This window comes from Parafrankia sp. EUN1f (assembly GCF_000177675.1).
Classification (GTDB): domain Bacteria; phylum Actinomycetota; class Actinomycetes; order Frankiales; family Frankiaceae; genus Parafrankia.
In genome coordinates this window covers 1-21283 of record NZ_ADGX01000016.1, presented here as the reverse complement: position 1 = coordinate 21283, position 21283 = coordinate 1, and the positions used below count along the sequence as shown (strand labels likewise).

Genomic DNA, 21283 nt, shown 5'->3' with positions numbered 1-21283 from the left:
TCAGTTCAGACGGGGGCAGAAGTGCCCGGACGGATCGTCGGGCCGCCCGCACAGCACGCACGGCGGGCGCCCGGCGGCGACGATGCTGCGGGCCCGTTCGATGAAGGCCTTCGTCTGCTCGATCGACATGCCGACACGCAGCGAGTCGACCTCGCTCTCGCCCTCCGCGACCCGGGCCTCCCCAGCCGCCAGACCGGCCGCCTCGACGAAGACCCGGTGACCGTCCCACGAGACGGTGAGCTGGCCGAGGTGGAAGTCCTCCTCGAACGGTGCGTCCAGCGGGGCGAGGTCGACCTCGACCTCGGCGGCGGTGGGCAGCGGGATCCCCTGCGTCTGGCCCACCTGGCCGAGCAGCGCGGTCAGCCCTTCGGCGAGTGCGGTCACCTCGGTCTTCTCAAGCCCCACCGTGACGAGCTGGCCGCGGGCCGCGGCCTGGAGGAAGAACGAACGGTCCCCGGGCTGCCCGACGGTTCCGACCACGAACCGCTCCGGCGGGTCGAACACAAATCGCTGCATGTCTCGGATCGCTCCGTCTTATTCGCCTGCGGGAGGTGAGTCGGGCCGCGCGACGCTTGCCCGCTCCTCCACCAGTATCGTCGCTTCACCGCGGGGTCCACCATCCGCGGGCCCCGGGTCGTTCGGCTGCCCGCAGAGCCCGGGTTCCGACAGACCGGAACGCCCGTGCCCCCGCCCGCACAGATCCGCGGGAACACCGGCGGCTGCCGGGCGCCTCACACCCGGCCGGCCGTGCGCGCGGGTGCCCGCGCCGCCCGTCATCACCACCCGGGAGCCGTTCACCCCCGTCCTCGCCCAGAACGCGAGCGGCCCGGCCGGGTCACAGCAGTGCAGCGGGCAGACGTCGTGCGCGGGGCCCTGCTCGCTCAACGCCGGTCGATCCCAGTCAGGATGCCGCCGCTCGGCGAGGAGGTCGGCCACCATGTCGACGAAGCGCGGGTCCGTCCCGACGGTGCCGGCGCGGGCCACGGCGATGCCGTGCTCCCCGGCGGTGCGGACCGCCTCCACATCCAGGTCGTAGACGACCTCCATGTGGTCGCTGACGAAGCCGACCGGCACGATCACGGCGGCCCGCTCGCCGTCCTCGGCGAGCGCCGCCAGGGCGTCGTTGATGTCCGGCTCCAGCCAGGGCACACCGGGTGGGCCGCTGCGGCTGCAGAAGGCGAGCTGCCACGGATGCGAACGACCGAGCCGCGCGCCGACCCGAGCGGCGATCACCTCCGCGGTCGCCCGCAGCTGGCGTTCGTACGCGCCACCGTCGGGACCGCTCACCACGGCCTGCTCGAGCGGTAGCGCATGGGCCGTGAAAACCAGCCGGGCGCCGTCCCGGACCGCGGCGGGCAGCGACCCGACCGCCCGGACGCAGTGATCGACCATCGGTTCGACGAAGCCGGGGTGGTCGAAGAACAGCCGCAGCTTCACGAAGTCGGGTGCGCCCGGGCCCACCTGCCGCAGCGCCTCGGCCAGGTCCTCGCGGTACTGCCGGCAGCCCGAGTACGACGCGAACGCCGCCGTGACGAAGCAGGCCGCCCGGCGCACGCCGTCGGCGCGCATGCGAGCCACCGTGTCGGCCAGGTAGGGCGCCCAGTTGCGGTTGCCCCAGTACACGGGCAGCGGCGCGAGACGTTCGCGCAGCGCGGCGAGCAGCGCCCGGTTCTGGTCGTTGATGGGGCTGCGCCCATCGAAGTGATCGTAGTGCGCGGCGACCTCGGCGAGGCGAAGCTCGGGTACGGCCCGGCCGCGCGTCACGTTCCGCAGGAAGGGCATGACGTCGCCAGGCCCCTCGGGGCCCCCGAAGGAGACGAGGAGCAGCGCGTCCACGTCCAGCCCACCCGGCCCGCTCAGCCCACCCGGCCCGCCGCGGTCAGCACCCGCGCCGTTCGTCACCCTGTCCTCCTTCCCGCTCCTGCGATGGTCACCGGCCCTCGGTCAGCGTGGCACCCGCTCCCGGATCTCCTCCAGATAGGACGGGAAGTACCGGGAGATCGTCGAGAGGTCGAAGGCCTGGAGGATCGCGGTCGCCGGCTCACGGGCGAGCAGGTAGCCGAAGGATTCCCGCACCAGCGCGACCAGCGCCGCGTCATCGTCGGGGTCGAGCTCCAGGGCCGTGATCACGTCGTCGTCCACCCGCACGCGATAGGAGAAGGTGAGCCCGTGCACCCCGGGCGCCGTCTCCTCCGCGACCTCCACCTGGTAACCACGGCCGCCCGCCGGTTCGACCTTGATCACACTCATCGCCACCTCCGAGCATCCGCGTGTCGCCCGGCCAACCCCGCCGGTGGCGCCGGCTTTCCAGCCGTCTCGCCGCTTACCACCGTGGCCTATCCTGCACGCCGCGTCGACCGCTGGCCCCGACAGATCTGTGCCCGTGCAAGGAACTGCCACCATCCGGTCATCGACACCGGCCGACGACCCGTCAACCGGCCCGTCGACGACCGCGCGGGCGGGTCGGCCGGATGCTCAGCTGTTCGGCTCGGCTGGCCTGGATGACCTGGGTAGCTCACGGTGGCCAGCCGGCCGGCGGAACGAGCGGGGCGGTGACAGGGGGCCGTGCCCCGGATGGGTCCGGGTGGTGGTCGGGCGGTGGTGAGGTGCGGAAGGGGTCAGTGGCCCATGCCCGCGCCGCCGTCGACCGGGAGCACCGCACCGTTGATGTAGGCGGCGCCGGGTGAGGCGAGGAACACCACCGCCGCGGCGACCTCCGCCGGCTCGCCCATCCGCTTGGCGGGGGTGGCGGACACGAGGTACTCACGCTGGGCGTCCGTCAGCGCATCGGTCATGTCGGTGCGAATCGGGCCGGGGGCGATCACGTTGGACGTGATCCCACGCCCGCCGAGCTCGCGCGCCAGCGACCGCGCGAAGCCGACCAGGCCGGCCTTGGAGGCGGCGTAGTTCGACTGCCCGGGACCGCCCGAAAGCCCCACCACCGACGAGACGAAGATCAGCCGGCCGGAGCGCTTGCGGATCATGGAGCGGGAGGCGCGCTTGGCCACCCGGTAGGCGCCGAGCAGGTTGGTGTCGACGACGTCCTGGAAGGCCTCCTCGGACATCATCGGCAGCAGCGTGTCACGCACCAGGCCCGCGTTCGAGACGAGGATCTCGACGGGGCCCAGCTCCGCCTCGACCTCGGCGAAGGCCTTGTCGACACTGTCCGCGCTCGTGACGTCGAGCCGGACGCCGAACATCCCGGCCGGCGCCTCGCCACCGCGGCTGGCCACCGCGACCCGGTCGCCCGACGCGGCGAGCGCCGCCGCGCAGGCCGCCCCGATCCCGCGGTTGCCGCCGGTCACCAGTGCCACTCGACCTTCGTTCTCGACCATGGGCCGGATCGTAACCGTCAGGCGGGAAGCAAGCGGCAGGTGGCGCCGGTGACACTCGCGCTCCCCGTGCACGGACGCGTCAGGGACGATAGCCGGGTGCACGTTGCCATCCGGGTTCGTCCCGCCTCCGACCGGACCGCTGTGGGTCCGGTGACCGCCGACCCGATCCACGGCCAGCTGCTGGTCGTGCGGGTACGGGAACCCGCGGTCGAGGGGCGCGCGAACGAGGCCGCGCTGCGCGCGATCGCGCAGGCGCTGGGAGTGCGGCGAGCCGATGTGACGCTGAGCCGCTCGATCGGGAGGGTCAAGTTCGTGGCCGTGGACGCGCCGGACGACATCGTCGCCGCGAGAGTCGCGGAACTCGCGCAACATTCCACTCCGCCTGCACGTCTGGACTCCCGGTAGTTCGTCGACGCGATGGGACGGAGACGAGGATTGCGCAGGACGGACGTCCGGGCCGGGGAGCACGGGTACGGCTACGGCGGGCGTGACGAGGTGACACTCGGCGCGGAGGGTCCACCGCGGCCCGCCGGCGCTGTCGACGACGAGACCGGGTCCCGCCGCGTCGCCGTTCCCGGGAACGGCGCCGTTCCCGGGAACGAGGCCGCCGCTGAAACCAGGCCCGAAACCAGGCCCGGAGCCGTTCCCGAGAGCGGGGCCACCCCCGGAACCGGGCCCCTGGGCGTTCCCGGAGGAATGCCGGGCGGCGTTCGGGAAACCGGGGCCGGCGTCTCCGGCGGCCCAGTCGGCGCCCACGCGGTCGACGGCGGATCCGTCGGCGACCTGGCGCGGCCCGATGATCCGTCCGGGGCGGCGGAGATCGTTCCTGGGCCTCCCGGCGGTGTGCTCGACCTGGGGGCCCTGGCCGCCATCGAGGAGCGCCTGCGCGCGCTCACCGCGGCCGGCATCGACCACGCGGTCGCGACCGGCTCACGCGGGCCACGCGGAGCCGACGCCGACCGAGCGATGTGCGCGGCCGCCGCCACGATCGCCACGGCGCTGTGGTTCGACACCCTCCGGGTCGAGGACAGGGTTTCCGTCACACCGCATGCCGGGCCGCTGCTCGGCGCCGTCCACCAGGTGCTGCGGGGCGCCACCGTCGACAGCACAGGCAGCACCCACAGCACAGGCAGCACCCAAAGCGCCGGCAGCGCAGGCGGCGCAGCCGGTACGGCACCCCCTGCCATGCCCACGGCTGCCAGGAAGTCACCACGCGCGACCGGCGTCGGCAACATCGGGCCGAACGGGACGATCTGGTCGGCGCTGGCCGGCCGCTTCGCCGGTCAGCGTTTCGACCGGGCCCCACACGGGCGACAGATCTGCCTGATCGACTTCGCGGAGCTGCGCGACCCCGCGGTCTGGGAGGCGATCGCCGACGAACGGATCTCCCACCTGGGCGAGCTGTTCTGGGTGGTTCTCGTCACCGGCGCCCCGACCGCCGCCGGCAGCGGCGGCGACGCCGGATTCACCGAGCCGACCGCGCCGGCCGGCGGGGTCGGGACACCCGCGCGCGCGGCACGGATGTTCGAGGCGGCCGGCTGGCAGGTGCTGACGCTGCGGTACGGCCGCCGGCTCAGCGCGCTCTTCCGCGCCCCGGGCGGTGCGGCGCTGCGTGCCCGCCTCGACGCGATGCCGCCCGGCGAGTACCTTTCGCTGCTTCTCCTCGAGGGTGCCGAGCTGCGGCGCCGGCTCGCCGGGCCGGGGGCCGGTGGCGTCGGGGTGAGCCGCCTGCTCGACGCACTCAGCGACGAGGAGATCCTGTCGGCGCTTCGTGACCTCGGTGGCCACGACCTGCCGCTGATCATCGACGCCTTCGACGAGGTCGCCGCCGACCGCCCCACCGTGCTCTTCGCCTTCACCGGTCCGTTGCCGAGCCCGGCGCGCCCGCCGGCCCCGCAGCCCGTCCAGGACGCGCGGCCCTCCTGGGAGGCGCAGCACACGCAGCCCTCCCAGGCGCAGCACACGCAGCCCTCCCAGGCGCAGCACGCGCAGTTCTCCCAGGCGCAGGACGCGCTGTCGTCCTGGGACGCGCAGTCCTCCACGGCGCATCCCGGCGACGCGCCGGTGGGACCGGGCCGTGACCTGGTCCCGGGACCGGGTCGCTGGCCGGTCGTGTCGCTGCCCCCGGCCTCACCGGGTGGTCGCCTCGCCCGGCACGTGGCGGCGTACCTCGACCGCGTTCCGCCGGCCCTCGCCACCCCCGCGACGCTGCCGGTCGACACCGGACGTCCGTTTCTGGGGCACCGGTCGACCCAGGAGGTCTTCGGCGCCACGCTGCGGGATCTGCCGGCGCTGGCGCCGGAGGCCGCCGCGGCGGTGGTGACGGTCTCGACCCGCGAGGCCGACCACGTCCTGACCGGCTGGATCGACGCGACAGCCGAGAACGGCGACGAGAACGGTGAGAACCCCGCCTCGCCGGTCCTGCGCGGAACGACCGACCCCACCGGCGCGGGTGGCGCGGGTGGCGGGCGCCATGTCGCCGGCGGGCTGTCGGCGACGGCGTTCGGTGGTGTGCTGGCCTCCCTCGGTGTCGCCTGGAGCAGGCTCGGCCTGCCGCTGCTGCCGATCGGTGTGGCCGACGAGATGGCGGCCCCGCGGGTGCTGCCGGGCTGGTCGACCAGCAGCGCCGGTGACGGGCGATCGTTGCTGGCCGTCGCGGACACCGGGGTGGACCCGGTCCGGCCGGGCGGCTGGCGTCACGGCCTGGTCGGCGTCGAGGGCATCACCTGCTGGGAACCGGCGTTCGCCCAGGATCTGGTCTGGTGCCTGTTGGAGGCCCTGGGCCGGCTCGGGCGCGTCGACGGCGCGTCCAGCCTGGTCCGGCTCAGCGCACGGGTGGTGGACCAGCGGCTGGCCGGCCTGTCCACCGACCCCACGGTCTGGTGGCGGCGGCGCGCGGGTGTGCTGGCTGGCGGCTACCGGCTGCGGGACGGGGAGCCGGCGGCTCCGCTGACCCTGGTCGGGATGGGCGCTGTCATGCCGGAAGTGCTCCGGGCCGCGGACGAGCTCAGCGCGGGCCTGCGCCGGGAGATCGGCGTGGTCTGCGTGACCTCGCCCGACCTGCTGTTCGACGCGCTCTCGGCGCGGCGCGGGCTGGCGGACGCCGACGACGCGATCCTCACCGAGCTGTTCCCACCCGGCCGGCGTGGCCCGCTGCTGACGGTCGTCGACGGTGACCCCAGGGTGCTGGGCTTCCTGGCCGGCGTGCACGGGGAGCACATCACGACGCTCGGCTCGGCCAGGCCGGTGGCGTATCCGGCGCCGTCGCCCGGTTTCCCCGGTGGCTCATCCGCCGGCGGTCGGGTTCCGGTGGACACGGCGACGATCGTGGGAGCGGCCCTCGACCTGATCGACGAGGCCGCCACCGGCTGATCGCGCCGCCCGACGCGACCGGGCCGCCCGCCGCGGCCGGGCCGTGTTTCCGACACGGCATGCAGCGGCGCCACCCCTTTCCGTGGCTGCCCATCCCGACAACCGCCGGAACCCCCTGGGAACACTCGGCGTTGTGGGTGGGACGTCCGGTCACCGACCTGGGTTCCATGCCGGTGACCGGCGTCTCACACCGCCACAGATCGTCCAGGGAAACCGAGGGGATGCCGCATGCCGAGCCGCGCTGCGACGTTGAGCACCGCCGCGCGAAGCGCCACGTTCGATCCGGGCGCGGATGGATCCGCCGCCTGGGCCGATCCGCTCGACCAGGCGTTCAACAGGCAGGTAGCGGGTCTGGTGCGGTTGGGGTACCCGGCGCTGACCGGCCTGGAGGCCACGGACTTCGAGGCGCTCTGCGAGCCGCTGCGGACCGTGGCCCACGCCGCCATGCCCGGCCCCTACCGCCCCGCGACCCGTTCCTGGGTTCCGTTCGTCCTGGTCGTGTCGGAGGAGCTCGTCCGGGCCGAGGACATCGTGCCGTTGCTCACCCTCTCCGGCCGGGCCGACGCCGGGACCGTGGACCGCAACCACGGTGAGGGAGGACTCGCGCCCTACCGACCACTGCCGATCCTCAACCTGCCGCGTTCGGACGTCTATCTGCTGACCGACGTCGAACGCGGTGAGGAGTTCCGCGGGATCCGACCCGCGGACGCGCTGCCCGCCGTGCTGGAACGCAGGCGCACACCGCTGACGATCCACGAGGGCATCGCCCTGGTCACCCATTTCCCGGAGGTGCTGGAGAAGAACAACTGCTTCATGCTCTCCGGATCACGGCGGGGGGACCGGAGGGTGCCGGCGATGTGGATCTCCGGGCGGGCACCGAAGCTGGGCTGGTGCTGGGAGGGCAACCCCCACACCTGGCTGGGGACAGCCTCCGCCGCCGCCCGGCACGCCTGATCACCGCCCACATCGGAGCACCGCGCGAACCTGATCCAACTCGGCCCGCCCGACCTACTCAGCCCACCTGATCCACTCGGCCCGTCCACCCGTGCCGGCCGCGGCACGGCGCACGCACGGGTGGACGGCCCGGTCACACCCCCACGGCGTGGAAGCCACCGTCGACGTGCACGATCTCACCGGTGGTCGCGGGGAACCAGTCCGACAGGAGCGCGACGCAGGCCTGCGCGGCCGGCGTCGTGTCCTGGATGTCCCAGCCGAGCGGCGCGCGGGTGCCCCAGACCTCCTCGAACTGGCCGAAGCCGGGGATGCTCTTCGCCGCCATGGTGCGCAGCGGGCCGGCCGAGACCAGGTTGACCCGGACCCCGCGCGGCCCGAGGTCACGCGCGAGATAGCGGGTGGCGGAGGCGAGGCCGGCCTTGGCGACGCCCATCCAGTCGTACGACGGCCAGGCGACGGTGGCGTCGAAGTCCAGGCCGACGATGCTGGCCCGCTCACCGAACAGCGGCAGGGTCGCCCGGGTCAGTGACGCGATCGACCAGGTGGACACCTGCAGGGCGGTTCCGACCTCGGACCAGGCCGCCTCGACGAACGGCTTCCCGCCCAGGACGGACTCCGGCGCGAACCCGATCGCGTGCAGCACGCCGTCGAGCCCGTCGACGTGTTCGAGGACCTTCGCGGAGAGCCCGGCCAGGTGCTCCTCGTCCGTCACGTCGAGCTCGATGACGGGAGCCTCGACGGGCAGGCGGCGCGCGATGCGGCGGGTGAGCGACAGGCCGCGGCCGAAACCGGTGAGCACCACCGAGGCGCCCTGTTCCTGGGCGATGCGGGCGACACTGAACGCGATCGACGCCTCGGTCAGGACACCGGTGACGAGAACGCGCTTGCCTTCGAGAAGTCCGCTCATGGAACGTCATCCTGCCAAACATCGCGGGCGGTTCCCGCCACCGGGGCGAAGTTGCGCCGCCGATTTCCTCAGACGTCGCCGGTGACGGTGGGTCCCGACGGCTGCCGCCTCTGTGACCAGCGGCGGAAGGTCCGAACCGTCGGCTCCACGAACCGGGCGGCGAGCGGGCCGAGGACCGCCATCAACAGCACATAACAGGCCGCCAGCGGGCCGAGCTTCGCGTTCACCCCGGCGACGACGGCGAGACCGGCGATGACGATCGAGAACTCACCCCGGGCGACGAGCGCCGCACCGGCCCGGTACCGGCCCATCGACGCGATGCCGGCGCGGCGGGCCGCCCACCAGCCGGTGGCGACCTTGGTGATCACGCCGGACACGGCGAGCAGCGAGGCGGCGGGCAGCGCCGACGGGATGTGCGCCGGGTCGGTCTGCAGGCCGAAGAAGACGAAGAAGACCGCGGCGAACAGGTCACGCAGCGGTGTCAGCACCTCCCGGGCGCCCTCGGCGACCGGCCCGGACAGCGCGATACCCACCAGGAACGCCCCGACCGCGGCCGAGACCTGCATCCGCTGGGCGACCCCAGCCACGAACATGGTCAGGCCCAGCGACCGCAGCAGCAGCACCTCGTCGTTGCGGTCGGACCGCGCGCTGTAGACCAGCAGGGTCACCTTCTCGCTGTGCCGCAGCGCGATGTAGAGGACGGCGACGAGGGCGCCGAGCGCCACCGCGACGGTCAGCGAGCCGCGGGCGAGCGTGTGATGGGCCAGCAGCGCGGTGAGCACCGGCAGGTACGCGGCCATGGCCAGGTCCTCCAGCACCAGCACCGAGAGCACCACCGGCGTCTCCCGGTTACCGATGCGGCCGAGGTCTCCCAGCACCTTGGCGATGATCCCGGACGACGAGATCGCGGTCACCCCGCCCATGACCACCGCGGCCAGCGGCCCCCAGCCGAGCACGAATGCCGCGACCACACCGGGCACGGCGTTGACCGTCAGGTCCAGCACCCCGGCGGAGGCCTGTCTGCGCAGGCCGTACAGCAGTTCCTCGGCGGTGTACTCCAGCCCGAGGGTGAGCAGCAGCAGGATGACGCCGAGCTCGGCGCCGATCTCGATGAACTCCTCGCTCGCGCCCAGCGGCAGCAGGCCGCCGTGCCCGAACGCCAGGCCGGCGACGAGGTAGAGCGGGATCGGCGAGATGCTGAAGCGGGACGCGAGGTGACCCAGCACTCCGAGCACGAACAGGACGGCGCCCAGCTCCAGGAAGGTCGTCGCGGTGTCGTGCACGGGTCTGCGGTTGCTCCCTTCGGTCAGCCCTCGCGTAGCAGTCGGCCGACGGCCGTGGTGTTCTCCGGGGTGCCGACGACGACCACCACGTCCCCCACGCTGAACCGGAAGTCCGGGCGCGGGGAGGCGAGCACCTGGTGGTCCCGGACGACGGCGACGATGGACGCACCGGTTCGGGTTCGTGCCTGCGTGTCGCCCAGGAGGCGGTTGGCGTACGGCGAGCCGGCGAGGATCTGGATCTGGTCACCGACGAGCCCGGCGAACGCCCGCGAGATGTCCGCGAGCTTCTCCACGATGTGCGGGGCGCCGAGCAGCTCGGAGAGAACGTCTCCCTCCTCCGCGGTGAGCGTGATCGATTCGCGGGATGCGTCCGGGTCCTCGGCATCGTAGATGACCAGGTCACGACGCCCGTCATGGCGAGTCACGACACCGAGCCGGCGCCCCGATCGGGTACTGAAGTCGTGCCGCAGCCCGATTCCCGGCAGCGGGGTCTCCTCGACGTCCACTCATTTCCTCCGTCAGCACTGACGTTGGGCTCCGGGTGCACCCGATGCCCGGGGCGATGTCCGGCCCCCGCTCCACCGTCGCGCGGGCGTCCACGACCTTCAAGGCATCCACGACACCGGTGACATCACGGGCACCTCTGCATGAGTGACGCAGACACCATGGCCGTGAGTTCCACCCGCCGTCAGATTAGCCCGGTGGGTCCGGCGAACCGGGTTGGCGGACCCACCGGACGCAGCGCCGCAGTCGCGCGACCGACAAGCCGCGCGACCGAATCCACTCCCCGCCAGGGGGCGCCATCGCGCACACTTCACTGAGGACAACCCGGCAACCAGCCAGGATGCGGGAACGCCGCACCCGGGACGAGCCGTTGATCCGGGGAGCCCGCGCACGCGGGCGTGAGACACAGGCCCGTCACCCGGGCCGAAGGGGACGCCATCGTGCTCAATCGAAGCGGCCGGCTGATCCGGCGGATCGTCCTGACGGTGGTCGGTCTGGCGGTTCTCGGGCTCGGTGTGGCGATGCTCGCGCTGCCCGGCCCCGGCTTCCTCATCATCGCCCTCGGCTTCTTCATCCTCAGCCTCGAGTACGAATGGGCCCGGCACCGGTTCGAGCAGGCGCGCCAGAAGGCGGCCGACCTGGCGGACCAGGCCGCCGCCAACGCGCTGTCCAGCGCCTTCACCATCGTGTTCGGGCTCGGCATGGTCGCCGCGGGGGTCGCCTGGATCGCCGTCGACACGCTGCCCGCCTCGTCACCCTGGTCGGGCGGCAGCCTGATCTTCTCCGGCCTGGTGGTGCTGGCGACCATGATCGTGAGCCTCTGGCAGGCCAGGCAGGCCCGGGAGGCCGGGCTGCCGACCCCCGCCGAGCTGCTCGACCAGCGCGAGCGGGAACGAGAGCAGGCCGAGCACGAGACCAGGCACGGCCACGAGCCGGCCGGCGGGCGGGCCGGCGGGCGGGCCGGCTACTGACCCTGCGTGAACTCGCTCATACCCGTCACCTTCGGCTGCGCCTGCACACAGCGGTAGATCGCCGCGCGGTCCACCGAGGAGGCCTGTGAGATGTCATAGCGCAGCGGATAGACCCGGCTGGTCGCGAGACCGTTCCTGTCCGGTGGCTCCTGGATCGCCTTGCCCACCGTCGGGCAGGCGGCCCGCACGGCCTCCTTCTCCGCGGTGGTCGCCTCCGGGTCGAAGACGACGACCGCCTCCACCTGCGGCGGCGGGCCGGCCACGACGGCGTAGACACCGAAGGCCACCAGGCCGGCGGTTGCCAGCGCGCCCAGCACCACCGCCGTTCGGCGGCGCGGGTCCGCCAGATAGTCCAGCGTCTGGCGAATCCAGGTCGGACGGGAGGTCGTCGTCATCAGGCGGTTCCTGTCACCACGGGGCACGAATTCTGGTCCGGTGAAGTCTCTCGGTGGCGGACACCGGTACCCCCAACGTAAACCGTGCGCGGGGTCCGTAAGGTGAACGACCTTGTGCGGCGTAGCACTGGCAGCCAGTTCCCCCCACCTGGCGTAACCCGGTCACGACCGTCAGACAACCGAGGTACCGACCCGAGCTAGGAGAACAAGCCGTGCCATCCCTGATCGAGGATTACGCGCTGATAGGAGACACACATTCGGCGGCGCTGGTCTCGCGCGACGGCTCGATCGACTGGCTGTGCCTGCCTCGGTTCGACTCACCGGCCTGCTTCGCGGCGCTGCTCGGTGACAACGAGTCCGGCCACTGGCGGATCGCGCCGGCCGAGCCGGTGCTGGGGATCAGCCGTCGCTACCGGGGCGACACGCTGGTGCTGGAAACCGACATGACCACGGCGTCGGGCACGGTCCGCATCGTCGACGCGATGTTCCCCCGGGCGGGCGCGCACGTCGTCCTGCGCCTGGTGGAGTGCCTGGAGGGCACCGTCCGGATGCGTTCGGAGACGCGTTTCCGGTTCGACTACGGCTCGATCGTGCCCTGGGTGCGCCGGCTCGACGAGCACTCCGTCGCCGCCATCGCCGGGCCCGATTCGGTGACGCTGTGGACCACCGCCCCGATGGAGGGGCACGACATGGCCACCTACGCCGAGTTCAGCGTGTCGGCGGGGCAGTCCGTCCCGTTCTCGCTGACCTGGCGGCCCTCGCACGAACCGGCGCCCGCGCCGCAGGACATCCGGCGAATGATCAGCCAGACCGAGGCCTGGTGGTCGGACTGGATGGCAGGCTGCACCTACGACGGCCAGTGGCAGCCGGCCGTGCGCCGGTCGCTGATCACGCTCAAGGCGCTCACCTACGCGCCCACCGGGGGGATCGTCGCCGCGGTCACCACCTCGCTGCCCGAGCACATCGGCGGCGTCCGCAACTGGGACTACCGCTACTGCTGGCTGCGCGACGCCACGATCACCCTGCTCGCGCTGCTCGACGCCGGTTTCACCAGCGAGGCGACCGCCTGGCGGGAGTGGCTGCTGCGGGCGGTGGCCGGCGATCCGTCGCGGGTGCAGATCATGTACGGGGTCGCGGGCGAGCGCCGGCTGCCCGAGTACGAGGTCCCGTGGCTGCCGGGCTACGAGAACTCCTCCCCCGTGCGGGTGGGCAACGCCGCCGTCGACCAGTTCCAGCTGGACGTCTACGGGGAGGTCCTGGACGCCCTGCACGTGGCCCGGATGGCGGTCGCCAACCGCCGGCCGGGCTCCGCCCGGGACCTGTTCCTCTCCGGGATCCACTCACCCGAGGAGAACGGCCGGGACGACTCCTGGCAGCTGCAGACCAAGCTCATGGACTTCCTGGAGACCGGTTGGCGCAAGACCGACGAGGGCATCTGGGAGGTGCGGGGGCCCCGCCGGCACTTCGTCCACTCGAAGATCATGGCCTGGGTCGCCGCCGACCGCGCGGTGCGGGGGATCATCGAGTCCGGGCTGCCCGGGCCGGTCGACCGCTGGTCCGCGCTGCGCGACGAGATCCACCACGAGGTGTGCGCACGCGGCTTCGACAGCGACCGCAACACCTTCACCCAGTACTACGGCTCGCAGGAGCTCGACGCCGCGCTGCTCTACATGTCGCTGGTCGGCTTCCTGCCGGCGACCGACCCGCGGGTCGTCGGCACCGTCGCGGCGATCGAGCGTGAGCTGATGGAGGACGGGTTCGTGATGCGCTACCCGACCGCCGAGGACGGTGCCGTGGACGGCCTGCCCGCCGGCGAGGGGGCCTTCCTCGCCTGCACCTTCTGGCTCGCCGACAACTACGCCCTGTCCGGCCGGGTGCACGAGGCCCAGGAGCTGTTCGAGCGCCTGCTGTCGCTGCGCAACGACGTCGGGCTGCTCGCCGAGGAGTACGACCCGAAGCTGGGGCGCATGACCGGCAACTTCCCCCAGGCGTTCAGCCACGTCCCGCTGGTCAACACCGCGCGGACGCTCACCGAGGCGCTGCGCGGGCGGCCCCGTTCCCGCGCCGACCGCGCGCACCCGCCGGGCCACTTCTTCGGCTGAGCCTTCTCCGCCGTCGGCTCGGACCCCCGGCGTGTCTGCGGTGGGCCGTGAGACGAAAAAGCCTCACGGAGGCGGCAGCCGGGGACGGTCACGCAGGGTGCACCGCGATACTGGACCGAGGTCGGGCCCGGCACCGGGGCACCGGGCGGTGGCATGGCAGCGGCAGTGGCAGTGAGTGGGACGAGTGGAGGCGGCACGGGTGGCGGAGCGGATCGCGGTCATCGGCGGCGGGATCCTGGGCCTGGCAGTTGCCCGCCGGCTCGGGCAGGTCGTGCCCGGATCGACGGTCACCGTGTTCGAGAAGGAGCACGACGTCGCCCAGCACCAGACCGGGCGCAACAGCGGCGTCGTGCACGCCGGCCTGTACTACAAGCCGGGCTCGCTCAAGGCGACGCTGTGCCGGCGCGGGGTGGGGATGCTTCGCGAGTACTGCGAGTCCCGCGGCATCCGCTACGACGAGTGCGGCAAGGTCGTGGTCGCTGTCGATGACAGCGAGCTCGACCGGCTCGCGGACATCGCCGGGCGCGCGGAGGCGAACGGTGTGCCCGACACCCGCATGCTGGACGCGGCCGAGCTGCGCGCGATCGAGCCGCATGCCCGGGGCGTCGCCGCGCTGCACTCCCCCACCACCGCGATCGTCGACTACCCGGCCGTCGCGCGGGCCCTGCGCGCGGACATCCTCGACGCCGGTGGCACGGTCCGCACCGGCGCGGAGGTGATCGGCGTCGACGACGGCGCGGCCGGTGTGCGGCTGCGGGTGCGGGTCCGGGGCAAGGCGTCGATCAGGCCGAACGGCACCCGGCACACGGCCACCACCGACAACGGCCTGGTTGAGACGGTCTCCGAGTCGGTCGGGCCGTTCGACCTGCTGATCTCGTGCGCGGGCCTGCACTCGGACGAGGTCGCCGCGCTCACCGGCGAGGACAGCTCGCCGCGGATCATTCCCTTCCGGGGTGACTACTGGCTGCTGCGGCCCGAGCGTCGTGGCCTGGTGCGTGGCCTGATCTACCCGGTGCCCGATCCGCGCTACCCGTTCCTGGGCATCCACCTGACCAAGCGGGTGGACGGGGAGATCCTGGTCGGCCCGAACGCCGTCCTCGCCACCGCCCGGGAGGGCTACACCCTGGGCACCTTCGACCGGGGCGACCTGCGCCAGACCCTGGCGTGGCCGGGCTTCCAGAAGATGGCGCGGACGCACTGGCGCACCGGCGCCAAGGAGATGCTGCGCACCGCGAGCAAGCGGGCGTTCGTCGCCGAAGCACGGCGGTACGTGCCCGAGCTGCGGTCCGCCGACGTGGTGCGCGGGCCCGCCGGCGTCCGTGCCCAGGCGGTCGCGCGGGACGGCAGCCTCGTCGACGACTTCGTGCTCGCGGTGCGCGGGCGCGTCGTCCACGTGCGCAACGCGCCGTCACCGGGCGCCACCGCGTCGCTGGCCATCGCCGAGCACATCGTCGCCGACGCCGTCCCCGAGCGCGCCTCCTGACGCCTCTCCCCGCCTGACGTCGGGGCTGGCGGCCACGTTGATGGCGGCGAGCAGGGGCAGCAACGTGGAGCAGGTCGGGGTCGCCACCCCGACCTCCTCACCGATGCGGACGACGGCGCCGATCAGCGCCTCATGCTCCAGCGGGCGCCCCGCCAGCCGGTCACGCAGCATCGAGGTCCCCGCGCCCGCCGGCTGGTTGCAGATCCGGTCCAGGGTGCGTTCGGGGGCGTCCGCGGGCAGCCGTGCGCCGTCCGCGCGGCCCACCGCGGCGGTCTCCCGCATCACCGCCAGCGCGAGCGCGCCGACGTCGGGACGCCGCATCACCTCCAGGCCACGGCTGGTCAGGGCGGTCAGGGAGTTGGCCGCGCTGTTGCTGAGCAGCTTCGACCAGGCGGCGGTGACGACATCGTCGACGAGGCGGACGTCGCCCACCGGCAGGACCCGGGCGAACCGCTCACCGAGCGCGCAGTCGGGCACCTGGAGCACGCCGTACGCCAGATGCCGCACGACGCCCGGCCCGGCCAGCTCCGCGTTGATGTAGACCACGGCGGGCAACACGCAGTCGTGGGGCACCGGCGGGCTGACCTGATCGGCCTGGCGCACACCGTTCTGCGCGACGACCACGCCGACGTCGCGACGAAGCTCCAGGGCCGCGTGCAGCCAGCCCAGGGCGGCGGGGGTCTGGTGCGCCTTGGTCGCCACCACCACCCAGTCGACCGTTTGGCCCAGCTCGGCGGGATCCGTGATCACCCTCATCGGCCGCTCGGCGGCCGGGCCGCCCGGCGCGCTGACGACCTGAATCCGCTCGAAGCCACCGCGGCGGGCACAGAGCACCACCTGGGCGCCGGCCTCGCTGGCGCGTGCGGCGAGGTAGGTGCCGACCGCACCGGCCCCCACGACCGCCACCCGCGCCGGCCGCGGCCGCTTCGCCTTCAGACGCTCCTCCTGCGGGCGCTCCGGCCCGTTTCCCGGCCGGTCGCCCGGCACCACCCGCCCCTGGAACACGGCGGCGTCCCGCCCTGGCGCCGTCGCTGTCATACCGCCCGCCCCCGCCCGAGGAGCCCCGCCGGCGGCGTGGTGGTCTCCGCCCCGAGGCGGTACGGCGATCCGGGCCGGACACAGACAGACATCCGCGCAGAATAACGGAGCTCCGGGCTCCGATTCGCCCGCGCCGTCGCCCGCGGGCGACCTGGGTGGCGAACCCACCGGCCGCCACGGACAGCGCCGACGTAATGGCTTTGCGGCCACGCGGACGGCTGCGAGACTGACGGGGTGGATCAGACGCCACCCGAACCGGACGTCGCGGCTGCCCCGACCGGCCGGCCGGACAGCGCGACGCCGCTGGTGCCGCAGGCAGAGCTCGGCCGGCGATGGCGTGCCGCCCGGGCGCAGGATGGCGTCGTCCACCTGGATGCGGCGGCGGCCAGCCGGCCGAGCATCGCCACGATCACCGCCCAGGTGGACCATCTGCGCCGGGAGGTCCTGGCCGGCGCGTATGTCGCCGAGATGGAGGCCGCCGAGGCCCTGGCGGGGGCACGTGCCCGCCTCGCCGCGCTGCTGGGGCCCGGGCTCACGGCCGACGATGTGGCCTTCCAGTATTCGGCCACGACGGGTTTCGGGGCACTGCTCGCCGCGTGGCCGCTGCCGCCCGGATCACGGATCGGCGTCGTGCCCGGTGACTACGGCGCCAACCTGCTGCTGCTCGCGTCCCGGGCAGCCCGGGACGGGCTGGAGCTGCTCGAGCTGCCGGTCGACGAGCTGGGGCGGATCGACCTCGGCCGGCTCGACCGCGCGGGGCTGCACCCGCCGGGCGGCGGTGCCGCCGGTCGCTGGCGTGCCGGCCTCGAGGATCTTGCCCTGGTGACGTTCCCGCAGGTTCCCAGCCAGCGTGGGGTGGTCCAGCCGGCGGCGGAGGTGGCGGCCCGCTGCGCGGCGGCCGGAGTCGATCTGGTTCTCGATGTCGCGCAGTCACTCGGCCAGGTCGATGTCACCGGGATCGCGGCGTCAGCCTGGACGGGCACCTCGCGCAAATGGCTGTGCGGCCCGCGTGGCGCGGGCTTCGTCGCGGTGCGACCCGAGGTCGTCGAACGGCTGGGCGTCGGAGCCCCCAGCCTGTACTCCGCGCACCCGGTGGACCTGTGGGATCCCGGCGGGCGCCCCGAGGCAGCCGGGCGTCCGTTGGCGGGCATGGCCAGGCTCTCGGTGGGGGAGGCCTCGGTGGCGAGCCGGGTCGGGCTGGCCACCGCGCTCTCGGAGCTGTTCACCGAGGACCTTTCGGCGATGCGCACCCGGATCGCCGCGCTCGCCCGGCACGCACGCCGGGCACTGGACGGGGTCGCCGGCTGGCGGCTCGGGGAGGAGGCCGACTCCCCCTGCGGGATCGTCACGCTGCGGCCGCCGCCGAACGCGGACCCACTCGCCACCTCGCAGGCTCTGTACCGCCGGGCACGGATACTGACCGGCCCGATCCCGGTCGGCCGGGCGCCGGAGCTGACCGGGCCCGTGCTGCGGATCAGCGCCCATGTCGACACCATTCCCGCCGAGATCGATCAGCTCGCCGAGGCGCTCGACCGGTGGGGCCGCCCGGACAGCGACCGGGAAGCCACCCTGGAGACAACCTCCGTGCGACAAATCTCCCCGTAGCATTTCAAACCGTCTCGGCAGCGATGGCGCCCAGGAACCTGCTGGCGGCATCCAGCGGAGATCTGCTGAAATGACTCCCCTACGGACATGGTGTCCGGTGGCGGACCTCTGTGGGGGGGTGCGGACACGTCATGCCTAATGCCGCGATCGGGTAGAACCATGGAGGGATCGTGATCCACAGAGCGGCGAAGCAGGAAGCGGCGGCGCGGTGAGCACGATCGTCCCCGTCGCGGCGGTCGACGATCACCCCATCGTGCTGCGCGGCCTCGCCGACGTCCTCGCGGGCGTCGAGGGCCTGGAGCTCGTGGCAACGGCGACGTCGATCCGCGCGCTGCTGGCGGGCCCCGGCCGCGACGCCGCCGTCGTCCTGCTCGACCTCGATCTGGGCGACGGGTCGCAGGCACCTGACAACATCCGGCGCCTCATCCAGGCCGGCACCGCGGTGATCGTCTTCAGCGCGCTGGCCGATCCGGACGGCGTCCGCGCCGCGATGCGCGCCGGCGCGTGCGGCTTCGTGACGAAGACCGATGACGTCGAGGAACTAGGAACGGCGATCCGCGCGGCCAGCGAGGGCAATGGCTGGGTCTCGCCCCAGCTGGCCTTCATGCTGCTCACCGACAAGGCACCCGATCGGCCGCAGCTCTCACCGCAGGAACTGGAGGCCCTCCGGCTCTACGCCACCGGGATGCCGCTCAAGACCGTCGCCCGCAAGATGGACGTCTCCCCGGAGACCGCGAAGCAGTACATCGACCGGGTACGGATGAAGTATCGCCGGGCCGGCCGCCACGCCGACACGAAGGTCGATCTCTACCGCCTCGCGGTCGAGGACGGTCACCTCGACGGAACCTGACCAGCCAGCCCCCAGCCTCAGCCGACCTCGTTGGCTCTGCGTTGTCAACGTGCAGACGTGTCCACGTGCAGGTGGATGTGTGCTGGGCACCGGCTCGGGCAGCCGGTGCCCACCACCTGGCGCACGCCGGATCCCCGCGTCCGGCGCATGCCTCGCGCCCCCCTCTGCCCGACAGAGTGCGCGCCCGAGGCCCACGAGTGTGATCAGAGCCCGAATCCCCCCCAGGCCCGAAACTCCGATTCCCCCGTCACCCGTGTGCCTTGATATGAAGTCTTCCCGATCAGCCCCACGCCGTCATGACCCAAATCCGGCCCCCACCGGACCCCTGTTCGGGGGTCATGCGGGTGGGGGCAACCCTGGGTGCGCGGCCCCGGGTTCCCCTGCGCGCACGCGGCCGGTCAGTTGTCGGTCGGCGCGTCGGCCCTGCGTACCAGCGCCGTGTAACGCACCAACACCCCCGCGAGGACCAGCACCACCCCGCTGGCACCGACCACGAACAGACCCGGGCCCAGATCGACGGTGGCGTCGATCCCCGAGCCGACGAGCACCCCGCCCGCGCGCAGCCGGGCCACGTCGACGACGGCGGTGACCGCCAGCATCAGACCCGCGACCGCGGCCAGCATCCGCCCCCAGTCGACCCGCCGCCCGGCCAGCAGCAGGCCCGCCGCCATCGCGAGGATGCCCAGCAGAATCGTGAGGTGGCCATGCTGGTCCGGATCCGTCCCCCGGACGGCGAACTCCATCAGGCCGAACGCGTGCACCGTCGCCCAGGTCATCGTCGAGCCGATGACCGCCGCTCCACCGGCGACAACGACCAGCGGCGGGCACAGCGCCGCGAAGGTGTGTCTCGCCCGGTGAGCGGACCGGACCGGCGCCGGATCGATCTCGTCCCCGACCGGTGCTCCGCGCTCTCCTTCGGAAACGTGCGCTGCGCCGGGACGGCGGTCATCGCCCGCCGGCTGCCACTCCCACTCAGGGAGCGAGAGCTCAGGCTCACCCGGTTGTTTCGCCCACCGGGGATCGGCCGTGGCGGCCGCCGCGGCTCGCCAGGCGGCCAGGCGACCGTCGCTCTCCGGCGCCTCCCCCACCTGAGCCGCCTCCATCGGAACCGCCCGCTGTGCCCCGGCCGGGCGGGCCCAGGGACTCGCCTGCTGCTGCTCACCCACCGTTCCTCCCCCATCGACGCGGAACCGGCGTGCCCGCCAGGCGGCTATCTCAACCGGTTCCGACCCCGAATCACCCCGCAGCGCAGTGAGCACCCGGGCGCGACCGTGGATCGGCCGCGGCCCCCGGCCGCGACCGGCCGGGCGGCTCCACCGCCCGCGATGGTGGTACCACGTAACGCGACCAGACGCCGGCGCGATGGACGAGTGGGTCAGCGACGCTTCGCGCGCCCGCCTCGACCGCGGCGGGTCGACGCGAACAGTGCGACAAGACCGGCAACCAGCGTGACACCCACGCCCAGTTCCGGGCGGAGCTCAAACACATCAGCCGATATCCCCCGGAAGGACGCCAACGGCGGCGGGCCGAACGCCAGGTCAAAACCGGACACAGCGACGATCAGCAGGGCCGCCAACCGGGCCATCGCGGTTCCGGCCGAACTCCCGTCGCCCAGCCATCCCGCCCCCGGACGTCCCGTCCCCTGACGCGCAGCGCCGCGCAGCCAGCTGACACCGACAGCGATGAGCACAAGCCCCGCGACGAGGGAAAGCCGGCCGTCACCGGCCGTCACACCGTCGAAGGTTCGCGTCTCGTCGCCGCCCGTCAGGGTGCTCCACGGCAGAAACGCCGCCACGGCGGACGCGCCACCGGCGAGAAGCAGCAGGCCCCCTTCTCGCCGCCGGGACGGTGGTGGCGAGGTCCTGGCGTGGGCCGGCCCCGGACGGGTCTGGTCGGAACGCGGCTCTACCTCGGCGGACTCGGATGGATCGTCGAAGGCGTCGGCGGTCTTCGTGGTCGGATCGGGTCGCGTCCGAACCGCCGGCCGCTCCACCGGCCGCGGCCGCTCCACGGTCCGCAGTTGCTCTACGGGCCGCGGCTGCTCGACGGGCCGCGACGGGACGGGATCGGCCGCGGTCGCCTCGGTGTGATGCCACGAATGGGCAACAGCGTCCCGGCTGACGACGGCACGTGGAACGCCGGTCGTGGGCGGCGCGTCCGCACCCGTCTCGCCAGCGCCGCTCCCGCCGCCGTTGCCGGCGCCGCCCCTGCTGGCGCCGATGCCGGGCTGTTCGGGTACCGGGACCGCACCCGGCTCGACAGCGGCGGGCGTGGCATCCGGGCGGCGGGCGCTGACGCGACGCAGGTCCACCCGCATCGTCGGAGGGTCGACCGCACTGGCCCCGGGCAGCGGTGCCGACCCGGGCTCCGCCGCGGGCGCCGGCCTGCCGCCACCCGACGCCGCTGGCGGCCGATTATGTGCCGCGCCCGCGCCCGCACCCGCTGCCGCGCCGGGCGTGCCCGTACCGGTGCGCTCGAACCACG

General features: G+C 73.3%; 19 protein-coding genes. 8 read left to right on the top strand and 11 right to left on the bottom strand.

All coding sequences use genetic code 11. The annotated features are described in order from the left end of the window. The 4 genes from FREUN1FDRAFT_RS06835 to fabG form a co-directional block, all read right to left on the bottom strand. A complete protein-coding gene (locus FREUN1FDRAFT_RS06835; protein WP_006539249.1) occupies positions 1 to 516 on the bottom strand; it encodes a DUF3090 family protein in 516 nt (171 codons plus the stop codon). A gap of 18 nt (positions 517 to 534) precedes the next feature. Next, entirely contained in the window at positions 535 to 1902 is a 1368-nt protein-coding gene (locus FREUN1FDRAFT_RS06830; RefSeq protein WP_006539248.1) for a ferrochelatase, read from the bottom strand. Positions 1903 to 1944: 42 nt separating this feature from the next. After that, on the bottom strand, positions 1945 to 2250 hold the full coding sequence (locus tag FREUN1FDRAFT_RS06825; protein WP_006539247.1) for a hypothetical protein: 306 nt from the start codon (positions 2248 to 2250) through the stop codon (positions 1945 to 1947). Positions 2251 to 2618: 368 nt separating this feature from the next. Further along, positions 2619 to 3335, bottom strand: coding sequence for a 3-oxoacyl-ACP reductase FabG (gene fabG, locus FREUN1FDRAFT_RS06820; protein ID WP_006539246.1), 717 nt, complete (start codon positions 3333 to 3335; stop codon positions 2619 to 2621). Between the two features lie 96 nt (positions 3336 to 3431). Here fabG and FREUN1FDRAFT_RS06815 point away from each other — a divergent pair, with 96 nt between their 5' ends. From FREUN1FDRAFT_RS06815 to FREUN1FDRAFT_RS06805, 3 genes are all read left to right on the top strand, one after another. Continuing rightward, a complete protein-coding gene (locus FREUN1FDRAFT_RS06815; RefSeq protein WP_035950451.1) occupies positions 3432 to 3740 on the top strand; it encodes a DUF167 domain-containing protein in 309 nt (102 codons plus the stop codon). A gap of 30 nt (positions 3741 to 3770) precedes the next feature. Further along, positions 3771 to 6707 (top strand): hypothetical protein, encoded by a 2937-nt coding sequence (locus FREUN1FDRAFT_RS06810; protein WP_006539244.1) that lies wholly within the window; start codon positions 3771 to 3773, stop codon positions 6705 to 6707. Between the two features lie 228 nt (positions 6708 to 6935). Continuing rightward, the gene (locus FREUN1FDRAFT_RS06805) at positions 6936 to 7661 is read left to right on the top strand and encodes a DUF5701 family protein (RefSeq protein WP_006539243.1); all 726 of its coding nucleotides are present in this window, start codon (positions 6936 to 6938) and stop codon (positions 7659 to 7661) included. A gap of 133 nt (positions 7662 to 7794) precedes the next feature. On the opposite strand, the gene fabI is transcribed toward FREUN1FDRAFT_RS06805, so the two are convergent. The 3 genes from fabI to FREUN1FDRAFT_RS06790 all read right to left on the bottom strand — a co-directional run bounded on the left by fabI (position 7795) and on the right by FREUN1FDRAFT_RS06790 (position 10357). Beyond that, complete coding sequence (gene fabI / locus FREUN1FDRAFT_RS06800; RefSeq protein ID WP_006539242.1) at positions 7795 to 8568, bottom strand: enoyl-ACP reductase FabI; 774 nt, start codon at positions 8566 to 8568, stop codon at positions 7795 to 7797. Between the two features lie 68 nt (positions 8569 to 8636). After that, positions 8637 to 9851 carry a cation:proton antiporter gene (locus tag FREUN1FDRAFT_RS06795; protein WP_006539241.1) on the bottom strand — a complete coding sequence of 405 codons (1215 nt, stop codon included), beginning with the start codon at positions 9849 to 9851 and terminating at the stop codon, positions 8637 to 8639. A 23-nt stretch (positions 9852 to 9874) separates the two neighbouring features. Then, positions 9875 to 10357 carry a cation:proton antiporter regulatory subunit gene (locus FREUN1FDRAFT_RS06790; protein ID WP_006539240.1) on the bottom strand — a complete coding sequence of 161 codons (483 nt, stop codon included), beginning with the start codon at positions 10355 to 10357 and terminating at the stop codon, positions 9875 to 9877. A gap of 438 nt (positions 10358 to 10795) precedes the next feature. Here FREUN1FDRAFT_RS06790 and FREUN1FDRAFT_RS06785 point away from each other — a divergent pair, with 438 nt between their 5' ends. Beyond that, positions 10796 to 11326, top strand: a complete 531-nt coding sequence (locus FREUN1FDRAFT_RS06785; protein ID WP_050795765.1) for a PGPGW domain-containing protein — start codon at positions 10796 to 10798, stop codon at positions 11324 to 11326. Here the strand turns inward: FREUN1FDRAFT_RS06785 and FREUN1FDRAFT_RS06780 are convergent. Continuing rightward, positions 11320 to 11721: a hypothetical protein gene (locus FREUN1FDRAFT_RS06780; RefSeq protein WP_006539238.1), complete on the bottom strand. Its 402-nt coding sequence runs from the start codon at positions 11719 to 11721 to the stop codon at positions 11320 to 11322. The genes FREUN1FDRAFT_RS06785 and FREUN1FDRAFT_RS06780 overlap by 7 nt on opposite strands. A 212-nt stretch (positions 11722 to 11933) precedes the next feature. On the opposite strand from FREUN1FDRAFT_RS06780, the gene FREUN1FDRAFT_RS06775 reads away from it, so the two are divergent. Continuing rightward, positions 11934 to 13823 carry a glycoside hydrolase family 15 protein gene (locus tag FREUN1FDRAFT_RS06775; RefSeq protein WP_006539237.1) on the top strand — a complete coding sequence of 630 codons (1890 nt, stop codon included), beginning with the start codon at positions 11934 to 11936 and terminating at the stop codon, positions 13821 to 13823. 199 nt (positions 13824 to 14022) lie between these two features. Next, positions 14023 to 15306, top strand: a complete 1284-nt coding sequence (locus FREUN1FDRAFT_RS06770) for an L-2-hydroxyglutarate oxidase (protein WP_006539236.1) — start codon at positions 14023 to 14025, stop codon at positions 15304 to 15306. Here FREUN1FDRAFT_RS06770 and FREUN1FDRAFT_RS06765 read toward each other — a convergent pair. After that, positions 15232 to 16344 carry a 2-dehydropantoate 2-reductase gene (locus tag FREUN1FDRAFT_RS06765; RefSeq protein ID WP_006539235.1) on the bottom strand — a complete coding sequence of 371 codons (1113 nt, stop codon included), beginning with the start codon at positions 16342 to 16344 and terminating at the stop codon, positions 15232 to 15234. The two genes, FREUN1FDRAFT_RS06770 and FREUN1FDRAFT_RS06765, sit on opposite strands and share 75 nt — an antisense overlap. Positions 16345 to 16578: 234 nt before the next feature. On the opposite strand from FREUN1FDRAFT_RS06765, the gene FREUN1FDRAFT_RS06760 reads away from it, so the two are divergent. Together FREUN1FDRAFT_RS06760 and FREUN1FDRAFT_RS06755 are read left to right on the top strand one after the other, a co-directional pair. Next, a complete protein-coding gene (locus tag FREUN1FDRAFT_RS06760; protein WP_006539234.1) occupies positions 16579 to 17949 on the top strand; it encodes an aminotransferase class V-fold PLP-dependent enzyme in 1371 nt (456 codons plus the stop codon). 208 nt (positions 17950 to 18157) lie between these two features. Next, on the top strand, positions 18158 to 18799 hold the full coding sequence (locus FREUN1FDRAFT_RS06755; protein ID WP_006539233.1) for a response regulator transcription factor: 642 nt from the start codon (positions 18158 to 18160) through the stop codon (positions 18797 to 18799). Positions 18800 to 19197: 398 nt separating this feature from the next. On the opposite strand, the gene FREUN1FDRAFT_RS06750 is transcribed toward FREUN1FDRAFT_RS06755, so the two are convergent. Together FREUN1FDRAFT_RS06750 and FREUN1FDRAFT_RS39535 are read right to left on the bottom strand one after the other, a co-directional pair. Next, positions 19198 to 19965 carry a hypothetical protein gene (locus FREUN1FDRAFT_RS06750; RefSeq protein WP_006539232.1) on the bottom strand — a complete coding sequence of 256 codons (768 nt, stop codon included), beginning with the start codon at positions 19963 to 19965 and terminating at the stop codon, positions 19198 to 19200. Between the two features lie 209 nt (positions 19966 to 20174). Then, positions 20175 to 21283: hypothetical protein (locus FREUN1FDRAFT_RS39535; protein ID WP_006539231.1), on the bottom strand; the 1109-nt coding region annotated here is incomplete at its 5' end.